Source organism: Pedobacter anseongensis (assembly GCF_037482965.1).
Lineage (GTDB): Bacteria > Bacteroidota > Bacteroidia > Sphingobacteriales > Sphingobacteriaceae > Pedobacter > Pedobacter anseongensis.
Genome location: NZ_JBBHKB010000003.1, coordinates 504873 through 517860, shown reverse-complemented (window position 1 = coordinate 517860; position 12988 = coordinate 504873). Strand labels below are relative to the sequence as shown.

Genomic DNA, 12988 nt, shown 5'->3' with positions numbered 1-12988 from the left:
ATTTACATATCATCATTTACACACATAATTTCTGTTTTAAGAAGCAATTTGTGGATTCTACTCATCTTAATTGCCTGATTGCGCCTTATTAAAACCCTTAGGGTCTTTTTTAAGTGCATCTTTAAATTTTTCAAGCTCTTTTTTGGTTACTTTAATTGCGCCAATGGGTAATCTAATGATGTTTTCGAAATACGCATTTCCTACATCACGACCAATCGCCTGATCGATTGCGTTGTAGCTATTTGGGCTTGCATTAGGGCCTTTTGTTATATCTCTGTCGCGTACATGATCTCCTAATTTAGCATTTTCCAATCCGCCAAACTGAAATTGGATTTCTTTTTGTTCATCGCATGCTTCGATAATTAGTCCTGGTAAACTATTTAACTTCCACGGTCCGCCCGGAAAAGGTACGCTTGGAGCAAACCAGGCAATCCAGTTTTTACCTTCGAAATTGGCTGTTGCCTTTAAACAGGCTAACCCCGAAAAGCTTGCGGTGTCTTTACTAATTTTCCAATCGATTTTAGGGGCTGTTTCCTCTACAAGGTAGGCATTGTAGGCAATAATCTCCCTTATAAAGAATTTATTTTCTTTCACGTAAAAAAGGTTAGCGGTGGTGGTCATCCATTTGCTATTGGTATCGTCTATGATAAAAACACCTTTTCCTTTCCCACCGCCGCTTGCAATCATGGCCCAAAATTTTTGCTCTTCTGAAATTTCGTGTTTTATTTTATCATAGCTAGCGTATAATGATGTGTTTTTACCGATAAATAGGATCATATTTTCTGCGCGTGCTTTTCCATTTTTAAGCGTATCACTTTTGCTGATATACGTATAGTGCACCCTAGCTATCACAGGGTCGGGTTTTTGAGCAAAGGTGTTAGTAGAAAGTAGGAAAAGAAATACTATAAATGTGTTTTTCATGATCGTATGTTTATTAAAATCCGTATTGCGCTTTACTAAAGCCTCTTGGGTCTTTTTGGTAAGCGGCTTTAAGTCTATCGTATTCTTTCCTTGTGGTTTTAGCTGTTCGATAAGTAGATAATAGAATAGTATTATCAAAATAGGCACCTGCAACATCAAGCCCCATTCCTACATCTACTGTATTGATATCGCCTGCAACTGCATTTGGTCTTTTTCTGATATCGTTGGCCCTTACAAAATCGCCTTCACTTGCTTTTTCAAAACCAGAAAATTCAAACTGAACGGCTTTATTTTCATCAAAAGCATCCACTATTAAACCTGGTAAGCCTTGAAGCTTCCATGGACCAGACTGAAAGGGTAAGCTGGGCGCGAACCAAGCCGTCCAATTTTTATCTTCATAAGTAGCTGTTGCTTTTTGACAAGCTAAGCCAGAAAATGTAGCTGTATCTTTTGTGATTTTCCAGTTAATTTCTGGAATTGCTTCCTCAATTAAATAGCTAGTGCCAATGATCTCTTCTTTTGTGATCATTTTTTTCTCCTTATTAAAAAATAAGTAATTGGTTTTCGTAAGCCATTCTCCTGCCGATCGATCAATCTTTACTGCAGTGGGAACACCACTTCCCATCCCTGCTCGCGAAATGGATCTAGCGAGATTTTTTTGATCTTCTGAGCGTTCATATGAAATTTTATTCATGCTGGTAAATAAAGAAGCATTTTTTCCAACAAAAAGAATCATATTTTCAGTTCTTTCTTTTCCGTTTTTAAGCGTATCTGTTTTGATGGTGTAGGTGTAGCGAACTCTGGCGAGTACCTTATCTGGATCTTGAGCGAAAGCAGTTTTGGTTGTTAACATTAAGAACAGAAGTTTGAGTGAAGTTTTCATTTTTCTGGAATTTATAAATGTGTAATTATTTCTTTTCAGGTAATTCTATAATTATTTTATTTTCGTAAATCTACGAAATTTTCGTAATAAACAAAATTCTTTTTGTCCTAAATTCTTATAATCCTAAAAATCTTATTAATTTTTCCTTATCTATTTGTGTTTGAATAGTATTTGTTCTATATTTGCACCTCGATAAAAATATACAATTAAAAAAATAATTATTTAACAATGTACGCAATAGTAAATATAGCAGGGCAGCAATTCAAAGTTGCAAAAGACCAGCATCTTTTTGTACACCGTTTACAAGGAGATGAAGGCGCTAGTATTGAATTTGACAATGTATTGTTGGTTGATAATGGTGGAAAAATTACAGTAGGGGTTCCTGCAGTAAAAGGTGCATCGGTTACAGCTAAAATCGTGTCTCATTTAAAAGGTGATAAAGTAATCGTTTTCAAAAAGAAACGTAGAAAAGGATATAAAAAGAAAAATGGTCACCGCCAGTATTTCACCAAAATCCAGATTGAGAGTATCACTCTGTAGTTAATTAATTCGTCAATTCACTAATTAGCACATTGCTAATTAACAAATTATAATAAAATGGCACATAAAAAAGGAGCCGGTAGTTCTAGAAACGGACGTGAATCGCATAGCAAGCGTCTAGGTATCAAGATCTTTGGTGGTCAAGAAGCTATCGCTGGAAACATTATCGTTCGTCAACGTGGTACAAAACATCACCCAGATAAAGGTGTAGGTATTGGTAAAGATCATACTTTATTTGCACTGGTACCAGGTATCGTGACGTTCAAAAAGAAACAAGACAATAAATCTTATGTATCTGTTTTACCTCTTGTGGTAGAAGATGCAGCACCGGTAGCTAAAGCAGCCGCCCCGAAGAAAGCTGTAGCGGAGAAAACTGTTGAAGCTCCAGTAGCAGCAGCAGAAACTACTGAAGAAGCACCTGCTAAAAAAGCAGCAGCTCCTAAAGCAAAAGCACCTGCTAAAAAAGCAGCTAAAGATGATGCTGCTGAGTAAGAAATAGTCAAAGCATAAAAAATCCCGATTGAGAAATCGGGATTTTTTTTTGACTTTTTTTTAATTTGAGGATTTGCAAATTCGTGAATGTGGGAATTTGAGACAGTTTAATTAAATCGTCATCTCCAACAAGGCAGCAGGAGAGAACTAGAGGATAACTTTCCTATAGATACCTCGTCGCTCTCAAGGTCGCTCACTCGATAGGACGAATCCGGGGTAGAAAAAAACCGTCATCTCCAACAAGGCAGCAGGAGAGAACTATGAGATAATTTTCTTATAGCTATCTCGTCGCTCCTAAGGTCGCTCACTCGATAGGACGATCCGGGGTAGAAAAAATCGTCATCTCGAACGAGGCAGCAGGAGAGAACTAGGAGGTAACTTTCCTATAGATATCTCGTCGCTCTTAAGGTCGCTCACTCGATAGGACGAATCCGGGGTAGAAAAAATCGTCATCTCGAACGAGGTATGAAGAGAGAACTAGAAGATAATTTTCTTATAGATACCTCGTCGATGTTAAGGTCGCTCACTCGATAGGACGAATCCAGGGTAGAAAAAAACCGTCATCTCGAACGAGGCAGCAGGAGAGAACTAGGGGATAATTTTTTTATAGATATCTCGTCGCTCAAGGTCGCTCACTCGATAGGACGAATCCGGGGTGGAAAAAAAATCGTCATCTTGAACGAGGTACGAGGAGAGAACTAGGAGGTAACTTTCTTATAGATATCTCGTCGCTCTTAAGGTCGCTCACTCGATAGGACGAATCCGGGGTAGAAAAAATCGTCATCTCCAACAAGGCAGCAGGAGAGAACTATGAGATAATTTTCTTATAGCTATCTCGTCGCTCCTAAGGTCGCTCACTCGATAGGACGAATTTGGGGTAGAAAAAAACCGTCTTCTCGAACGAGGTACGAGGAGATATCTATGAGATAACTTTCTTATAGATATCTCGTCGCTCTTAAGGTCGCTCACTCGATAGGACGAATTTGGGGTAGAAAAAAACCGTCTTCTCGAACGAGGTACGAGGAGAGAACTAGGAGGTAACTTTTTTATAGATATCTCGTCGCTCTTAAGGTCGCTCACTCGACAGGACGAATTGAAAAGTAAAAAAAATCGTCATCTCGAACGAGGTACGAGGAGAGAACTATGAGATAATTTTCTTATAGCTATCTCGTCGCTCTTAAGGTCGCTCACTCGATAGGAAGAATTTGGGGTGGAAAAAAATCGTTATCTCGAACGAGGCAGCAGGAGAGAACTAGGGGATAATTTTTTTATAGATATCTCGTCGCTCTTAAGGTCGCTCACTCGATAGGACGAATTTGGGGTAGAAAAAACCGTCATCTCGAACGAGGTACGAGGAGAGAACTAGGGGATAACTTTCTTATAGATATCTCGTCGCTGTTAAGGTTGCTCACTCGATAGGGCGAATCTGGGGTAGAAAAAAACCGTCTTCTCGAACGAGGTACGAGGAGAGAACTAGGAGGTAACTTTCTTATAGATATCTCGTCGCTCAAGGTCGCTCACTCGATAGGACGAATCCGGGGTAGAAAAAACCGTCATCTCGAACGAGGTACGAGGAGATATCTATGAGATAACTTTCTTATAGATATCTCGTCGCTCTTAAAGTCGCTCACTCGATAGGACGAATTTGGGGTGGAAAAAAAATCGTCATCTTGAACGAGGTACGAGGAGAGAACTAGGAGGTAATTTTCCTATAGATATCTCGTCGCTCTCAAGGTCGCTCACTCGATAGGACGAATTGAAAAGTAAAAAAAATCGTCATCTCGAACGAGGCAGCAGGAGAGAACTAGGGGATAATTTTCTTATAGCTATCTCGTCGCTCTTAAGGTCGCTCACTCGATAGGACGAATTTGGGGTAGAAAAAAAATCGTCATCTCCAACAAGGCAGCAGTAGAGAACTCTACTGCTGCTTAATGCTCTCTTTCTAAAATTTGCTGAACCAGGGCCCTAAAGTTCTCTTTTTTATAATCTTCAACTGCTAAATTATTCAACGCCTCATTTGCCAAAGCTAAATGCTTTTCCATTTCGGCCGTTGCCAATTCTTTAATTTGATATTTGTTGTATAAACGGGTGACGTGTTCTACCTTAATTTCGGGGCTATCGTTCTCAGCTACTAATACATTGCTTTCTTCAAGTTGAGCTAAACTCAATGCTTTTAAATGCAAGAAGGTTTTTTTGTTCGCAATAATATCTCCGCCAACCTGCTTTCCAAATTTTTCAGGATTGCCATAAACATCTAAAATGTCGTCTTGAAGCTGAAAGGCAATACCCAAATTCTCGCCAAAATGGTATAATAAATCGGCATTTTGCTCACTTGCACCGCCAACTATGGCGCCTAATTTCATTGCTCCTCCTAGTAAAACGGCCGTTTTTAGCCTGATCATTTCTAAATACTCGGCAATACTTACATTGTTACGCTGCTCAAATTCCATGTCCAACTGCTGCCCTTCACAAACACCCTGTGCAGTAGCATTAAACGTATCTAACACAGGTTTTAATACCTTAATGTCTACTTTAGAAAGATGTTTATTCGACTCAACCATCATCACATCTCCACTTAAAATAGCGTTGTTATTTCCCCACTTTTCATGCACGGTTTGGGCGCCTCTACGCAAGGGTGCGTTATCCATGATATCATCATGAACTAAGGTAAAGTTATGAAATGTTTCAATCGCCAAGGCAGCATCTAATGCAATGCTTACCTCATCATTAAACAATTCAGAGGCCATTAAAACCATAACGGGCCTAATCCGCTTACCTCCTAAATTCATAATGTAGCGTATCGGCTCGTATAAATTAGCAGGATGCTTAGGGTAATTTATTTTTGGAATCGCTTTCTCTATAATTTCTAATAATTGTATTGGGTTATGCATTGCTTACGGATTAGTCATGGTGCCAAACGCTTGTTTGCTTTCCATCATTTTAATAAAGGCATCTTCTAAAGTAGTTTGCTTAACAATCGGATTGTTTTTCCAGAAATTAGCATCGTACTTTATCGATTGAATTACCTTTTTATCTTTTGTATCACTATCTAGACCCTTAAATTGCTGATTTTTTAGCATATCATCAATTTTAAATACGGTTAATAACGAACTTATTACCGAATTTATCACACGGTTGTTACTTCTTAAGCTTAAATACACTTTAGTAGACATGCTTTCTAATACAGAAATGGAACGGTTAATGCCGTTAAAGGTTGCGATCGTTTCTACAATTGGAGGAAACTTCTGAATTAAATTAGGCGAAAGTTCGATCGGTAAATTATAGATCTTATTCTCTAAGCGATAGATTTTTAAATCTTTTACCCCAATGTAATAGGTAGAATTTACATAAAATAGATTTTTACGCGTTTTTTTAAGCTTACAGGTCACCACCGCAATATCTTGGTCTTTTTGTTCAATATATCGGTCTACCTCTATTTCATAATCGTCTAAATAGCTAATGCTTACATATCTTCTTTTCTTATCAGGAAAAACATAACCTGCATAAGCAAAAGTTAGAAAAGATTGATTGTTTAACGAAAACTTTGAGGGATCGTTTATCTCTGCAAACCTACTTTGCTTGGCTATCCAACCTTGTACATATTTCACATCCCATTTTAAATCGTAAAAGAGCTCATGAATTTCGGTCGGACTATCATTCGTAGATGTTAATTGTCGGTAAAAGGCATTGGCATAAAAAGGAGTATTTAAATATTGCTTTGCCTTTTCTAATGCCGATTTTAATAGCTTTTTACCCTCATCGGCACGAATAACTACTTCGTTCAGGTTAATAGCAGCTGCGCTAAGCCTAATGGTTAATGCATTTTGCGCTTCACTAATAGGGGTTTCGAGAATGAGGTAGCTTACATGGCTAAATCTTAGCTTTATTGGAAATTTTTCTACTTTAAGTACAAATTCTCCATTTTCGTTAGTAACCGTTGCTGTATTCGTGCCTATAATGCCTATCGAAACGAAGGGTATAGGTTCGGCAGTTTTAGAATCAATCACTTTTCCTTGCAAGGTTTGGGCCTTAAGCAACGTGCTGAACATAGCAATTAATAAAAAAGAGAATACAAGTCTCATTTACCCTTGTATTAATGAAAAATCAATCTGACGTTTTGATAAATCAACTTTTTTAACTTTTACTTGTACCTCGTCGCCAAGTTGATATTTTTTATGTTTTCGTTGCCCAACGATGCAGTAATTTTTCTCGTCGAGTACATAAAAATCATCCGATATATCTCGTAATCGAATCATACCCTCACATTTGTTTTCGATAATCTCTACATACATTCCCCATTCGGTAACTCCCGAAATAATTCCAGTGAATATACTGCCTACGTTATTTTCTAAATATTCAGCTTGTTTGTATTTTATCGATGCTCTTTCTGCATCAGCGGCACGTTTTTCCATAGCAGATGCATGGGAACTTGCCGTTTCATACTCTTCTTCGTTTGCAGATTTACCGCCCTCTAAATATAAGGCCAAAAGGCGGTGAACCATTACATCGGGATAACGACGTATAGGGGAGGTGAAATGGGTATAATAATCAAATGCCAAGCCATAATGCCCCGTTTTTTTAGTGGTATAAATGGCTTTTGCCATCGAACGGATAGCCAATTGTGTTAATATATTTTGCTCTTTCTTGCCTTCAACATCTTCCATTAAATAGTTTAGCGACTTCGCAATTTCCTTATCGGTTTTCATGTTAATTTTGTAGCCGAAGCGAGAGGCGAATGTTGCAAAATTGTTTAGATTTTCTAGGTTAGGTGAATCGTGCGAACGGTATACAAATGTGTATTTTTGCTTGCCCTTTCCCTTTTTAGCAATAAATTCGGCTACTTTTCTGTTCGCTAATAACATGTAATCCTCAATCAACTTATGTGCATCTTTACGCTCTTTTACATATACGCCAGTAGGTTTTCCATGCTCATCGAGCTTAAATTTAACTTCTGTACTTTCGAAACTAATGGCACCATCCTTAAATTTTTTATCTCTTAGGATGTATGCCAGTTCGTTTAACTTTAAAATTTCTTCCACATAATCGCCTTGTTTCGTTTCTATTACTTCTTGTGCTTCTTCATAACTAAAACGTCGATTAGAGTGGATAGCCGTTCTTCCAAACCATTGCGAAAGGATATTGGCTTGCTCATCGAGTTCAAAAACGGCCGCAAAGCACAGTTTGTCTTCGTTAGGACGCAAAGAGCACACCCCATTACTTAAGCGCTCTGGAAGCATTGGGATAACCCGGTCAACCAAATAAACAGAAGTTGCCCGCTCATAAGCCTCTTTGTCTAATTCAGTCTTTGGCTTTACGTAATGCGATACATCGGCAATGTGTACACCAATTTCGTAATTGCCATTTGGCAATTTTTTAAAGGAAATGGCATCGTCAAAATCTTTGGCATCTGCTGGGTCTATGGTAAATGTTAGGGTATTTCTAAAATCTTTCCTGCCCTTAATTTCTTCTTCACTTACGGTTTCTGGGATTTCGTTTGCTTCTTTTTCAACAGCGGCTGGAAAACTTAGTGGAAAGCCATATTGGGCCAATATCGCATTCATTTCGGTATTGTTTTCACCCTGTGTGCCTAAAACATTGATGATTTTTCCGATTGGATTTTTTGCGCCTTCTGGCCAGTCTGTTATCGAAACTTGTACTTTTTGACCATTCTTAGCGCCATTGAGATCGCTAAGTGGCACAAAAATATCATGTAGCATCTTCCTGTCGTCGGGTATCACAAATGCAAACCGTTCTGAAATTTTCGCTACTCCAATGAAATCGGTTTTTGCACGATTGATGATTTCGACAACTTCGCCTTCATTTTTGCGCCCGCTTGTTTTTTTAGCAAACACATACACCTTAACTTTATCGCCATGTAATGCATTTCGTAGTTTACGTGGAGCAACGAAAATATCTTTTTCAAATTCATCGTCTGGTACAATAAAGGCAGAACCATCTGCAGTCATATCAACCGTCCCAATTACAAATGTTTTAAGGTCTTTAAGCCTGAATTTGCCTCTTTCTGGACGAATAAATATTCCTTTCTCGGCTTGTTCTACCAAAATCTCTAAGATGGTATGGGCAGAATCGAGGTCTTTTAAATTTAATTTTGCAGCTACTTGTTTATGATTTAAGGCAACATTTTTATTTTTTGTAAAAATGTCACTAATCATTTGAGTTAAAACGAGTTTTACTTGCGAATTTTTGTTTTTAGCCATAGCCATTTCTGTAGGTTACCGAAGATAGCAAATGTACGATTAGGATAGGGAATTATATGGAAATTTAACACACATTTTAACTGCAAAGGTAGCAAGGAGCGCAAAGTTTAATCGATGCAATAGGATAGCTAGGACCCTACCTTTAGGCTCCACATCTTTGCGGTTTAGAAAACCCAAGCCAAGTTTTAATCGTTTATATAAATATAAATATGAATAAACTAATCCTCATTGTTTTCTTTGCAGTTAAACCAATCTTAAGTTTTGCACAAAAAAACATAGATTCATTAAAGCAATTAAAGCAAAATGCAAACCTTGCTTATCCCCAACTATACAAAGAAAACAGCGAGCTTTCATATACCTCGCCATTCGGTGAAATAGGAGCACCTACCAAGTATGTAGTTAATGGTAAATTAACTACAAGTTATATGGTATTGGCTTCAAAAGCTTTGCCAATAGCCTTCTCTGTGAATCCAGAATTTACGGTACGGGTAAGAAATGAAAAATCTGCAGGGGTAAGAACGCCCAGTTTTAAATTGGGCGGTACCTTATATTTTCGTTTTTCAAAAAACATTGAACACTATAGTTATGCTGAATTGAGTTTTACCCATCATTCTAACGGACAAGACGGTAGTGCAATATTAGCAGATGGAGCAATTAACACCTTAAACGGTAATTTTAGTACGAATTATCTAACAACAAACTATCGATTTGGGCATTATACAGATAAATTGTTAAATGGCGATTATTATGGGCTTCATCATAAGATTGGTTTACAATGGCATAAATGGTTCGCTTATGAGCCAGCCCTAGCTGGCGATTTTGGATTTACCCGCATAAACTATGATATTTCTTTCCGTGTCTATCAAAATCCGGAAAATGATATCGAAAAGGAAAAATGGCGAATAAATGGTTCTATTTCTTACGCGATTAATTCCCTAACGAATTACCAATTTTTTGCTTCAGAAAAACGATTAAATGCTGAATTATCCGTTAATTACAGCTTTCCTTTTATGCAAAATGTATTTTTGATGGCTACCTTCGGTTATTATGGAGAAGATCCTTATAACATTTATTTTAACGATAAATATGCCTATGCAAGATTTGGGATTTCAAGTACGTTTAGCAGATGGAAATTAAAAAAAACGTAGTTCAACGTATTTTATCTTTTTGCGTTCCGCCGTATAACTTACATGTACAGCGCCATTTGCAGATTGAATAATAGCTGGGTAAGAATATTCTCCACCATCGTGTTGCTCTAACGTATATACATCTTTCCAGTCTACGCCATTTTTTGATACGGCTAGTTTAAGTATCGACCGCCCTTCCCACCAATTCTTTCCGGCAGCTAACGGATTATACACCAATACTTGCCACCCGTTTTTTAAACTAACTGCATCTATTCCAGAATTCGGATTGGGTAAGGTTAAGGGTTTTAACGTTGTCCAACTGTTCCCATGATCGGTAGACCAACTGCTTACAATTACATTCTGCCTACTTCTGCACAGCAATTGTAATTTGCCGTCTTTATAGTGAAGAATGGAGGGTTGTATCGCGCCAAATGCTCCACCATTTATCAGGATTTTTTTGAAATGCTTAGCCCGACTATCACTTTTTTCTAAATGGATTTGCCACACTTTTTCATCTGGGCTTTCGGTGCTGGAGGGGTATAAAATCTCACCAGAAGCGATCTGCAAAGGCTTATTTTTAATTGGCCCTAAAAATCCTTCCGGCAATTTTATCGCTTTAGACCAGGTGTTGCCATTATCTTTCGATGTTTTCATCATTCCCCACCAAGCTCGTGGATTAGGGCCAACTTTGTAATATAAGACAAGAAGGTTCGTTTTGGTTTTGAATAATACCGGATTCCAACAAGGATAACTTAAGGTGTCGCTTTGAACCCCATTGGCAATGTTAACCGGCACACTCCATGTTTCATTAGTTTTTATGGAAGCCCAGATGCAAACATCTTTATTTCCTTCGTTGCTCCCCCCGAACCAAGCGGCCATTATCTTATGATTTGATAATTCTACCAATGTTGATGCATGGCAAGCTTTAAAAGGTGCATCTTCGAAAATAAATTCGGAAACCACGACTTTGGGTATTCTTGTTTCTTGCAAGGATAGAAAGATAAAACCTAAAATAAAATAACGTAACATGTTAGGAAGCCGCTTGAATGTTTACTTTTCCGGGTATTGCGGCAATTAGCTTTTTGGTATATTCTGCCACGGGCGAATTGTAAATACGCTCCGGGAAGCCCTCTTCTTCAATTTTACCTTTATTCATCACAATCATACGGTCTGAAATATGTTTTACAACAGCCAAATCGTGTGAAATAAAAATGTAAGTTAAGCCAAATTCTTCCTGTAACGCCCTCAAAAGATTTAAAACCTGCGCTTGTACCGACACATCTAAAGCCGAAACCGACTCATCGCAAATAATGAATTTTGGTTGTAAAGCTAAAGCTCTTGCAATGACGATGCGTTGGCGCTGACCACCCGAAAACTCATGTGGATAGCGATTAAAATGTTCGGCTTTGAGATTTACTTTTTCTAATAGATTAATTACATGTGCTTTACGTTCTGCTTCACTGGTGAATATTTTATGCACCTGTAAAGGCTCCATAATTGCATTTCCAACAGTTATTCGAGGATTTAATGAAGAATAGGGATCTTGAAAAATAATTTGTACATCACGCCTCATTTTAGTAAGTGTAGATTTCTTTAAGCCAATTAAATCGATCCCGTCAAATATAATTTTACCAGAGGTGGGTTCTACTAATCTCAAAATACTTCTCCCCAATGTGGTTTTTCCGCAACCCGATTCGCCTACAAGACCTAAGGTCTCCCCAGGAAATACGTCAAAGCTGACATCATTTATCGCTTTTACAAAATCAGTCGCCCTACTAAATAGTCCTTTTTTAACGGGATACCATGTATTTAAGTTTTGAACTTGAAGTAAAGGTTTTTGAATATATAACTTATGCCTGCGTTGATTAATTTCTTGTTCGGTGTACCTATTAATTTCAAGTAAATGTTTTAACCCGACTTCTTTGTTTTCGTTCAAAAAATCGGCTACTACTGGTAATTTTTTTAACAGGCGGTGTGGACTTGGTCTGCACGCTAAAAGGCCTTTGGTATAAGGGTGTTGAGGGTTTTCGAAAAGTTGCTTCGCTGAGCCCTGCTCTACAATTTCACCTTTGTACATCACCAATAATTCATCAGCGATTTCGCTCATCACCCCTAAATCATGGGAAATGAAAATCATACCCATATGGCGTTCATCTTTTAGGCGTAGCAATAGGTCTAATATCGTTTTTTGAACAGTTACATCAAGTGCAGTGGTGGGCTCATCCGCGATAAGCAGTTCGGGATTACAACTTAAAGCCATGGCAATCATAACCCGCTGTTTCTGTCCGCCAGACAGTTGGTGTGGATAACTCTCGAAAATATGATCGGGTCGTGGAAGTTGAACCTCCTTAAATAAATCTATTGTAAGCTTTTTTGCGGTTTCTTTATTAACTTTTTGATGCAACATAATAGCTTCCTGAACTTGAAATCCACAGCTAAATACTGGATTTAAGGAGGTCATTGGCTCTTGAAAGATCATTGAAATCTTATTTCCTCTAAAAGCTCTAATTTCTTCAGCCGATAAATTCAGCAGGTTGATTTTCTCGAAATCAACTGTGCCCGTAATTTCTGTGTTTTTTGCATCGTGCAAACGCATGATTGAAAAAGAGGTAACTGATTTTCCAGAACCTGACTCGCCAACAATACCTAATACTTTTCCCTTTGGTAAAGTAAAATTTACTTTATGAACAGCTTCAAACCAAGTTTTATCTTCTTGATTATAAAAATTAACGGATAGATCTTTTACGGTTAGCATGAAGTACTAAGGTAGTGTTTTATGAACAAAGATTATATTTTGGCCGCAGATG

The 12988-nt window shown here is 37.9% G+C and carries 10 protein-coding genes; 3 read left to right on the top strand and 7 right to left on the bottom strand.

All coding sequences use genetic code 11. The features are described from left to right. Positions 1-66: 66 nt before the first annotated feature. Positions 67-921, bottom strand: a complete 855-nt coding sequence (locus WG904_RS13075; protein WP_339579768.1) for a GLPGLI family protein — start codon at positions 919-921, stop codon at positions 67-69. A gap of 13 nt (positions 922-934) precedes the next feature. After that, a complete protein-coding gene (locus tag WG904_RS13070) occupies positions 935-1804 on the bottom strand; it encodes a GLPGLI family protein (RefSeq protein ID WP_339579767.1) in 870 nt (289 codons plus the stop codon). 228 nt (positions 1805-2032) lie between these two features. Between WG904_RS13070 and rplU the strand changes: the two genes are divergently transcribed. Together rplU and rpmA are read left to right on the top strand one after the other, a co-directional pair. Further along, on the top strand, positions 2033-2344 hold the full coding sequence (gene rplU, locus WG904_RS13065) for a 50S ribosomal protein L21 (RefSeq protein WP_055133669.1): 312 nt from the start codon (positions 2033-2035) through the stop codon (positions 2342-2344). Between the two features lie 57 nt (positions 2345-2401). Next, positions 2402-2836, top strand: coding sequence for a 50S ribosomal protein L27 (gene rpmA, locus WG904_RS13060; RefSeq protein ID WP_339579766.1), 435 nt, complete (start codon positions 2402-2404; stop codon positions 2834-2836). A gap of 1928 nt (positions 2837-4764) precedes the next feature. On the opposite strand, the gene WG904_RS13055 is transcribed toward rpmA, so the two are convergent. The 3 genes from WG904_RS13055 to rnr are packed head-to-tail and all read right to left on the bottom strand — an operon-like array spanning position 4765 to position 9054. After that, on the bottom strand, positions 4765-5727 hold the full coding sequence (locus tag WG904_RS13055; RefSeq protein WP_339579765.1) for a polyprenyl synthetase family protein: 963 nt from the start codon (positions 5725-5727) through the stop codon (positions 4765-4767). Positions 5728-5730: 3 nt separating this feature from the next. After that, a complete protein-coding gene (locus tag WG904_RS13050; protein WP_339579764.1) occupies positions 5731-6918 on the bottom strand; it encodes a carboxypeptidase-like regulatory domain-containing protein in 1188 nt (395 codons plus the stop codon). Beyond that, entirely contained in the window at positions 6919-9054 is a 2136-nt protein-coding gene (rnr, locus tag WG904_RS13045) for a ribonuclease R (protein WP_339579763.1), read from the bottom strand. Positions 9055-9263: 209 nt separating this feature from the next. Here rnr and WG904_RS13040 point away from each other — a divergent pair, with 209 nt between their 5' ends. Then, the gene (locus WG904_RS13040; RefSeq protein WP_339579762.1) at positions 9264-10202 is read left to right on the top strand and encodes a hypothetical protein; all 939 of its coding nucleotides are present in this window, start codon (positions 9264-9266) and stop codon (positions 10200-10202) included. On the opposite strand, the gene WG904_RS13035 is transcribed toward WG904_RS13040, so the two are convergent. Beyond that, entirely contained in the window at positions 10188-11210 is a 1023-nt protein-coding gene (locus WG904_RS13035; protein ID WP_339579761.1) for a sialidase family protein, read from the bottom strand. The two genes, WG904_RS13040 and WG904_RS13035, sit on opposite strands and share 15 nt — an antisense overlap. A gap of 1 nt (position 11211) precedes the next feature. Then, positions 11212-12936, bottom strand: coding sequence for an ABC transporter ATP-binding protein (locus tag WG904_RS13030; protein WP_339579760.1), 1725 nt, complete (start codon positions 12934-12936; stop codon positions 11212-11214). Positions 12937-12988 lie beyond the last annotated feature (52 nt).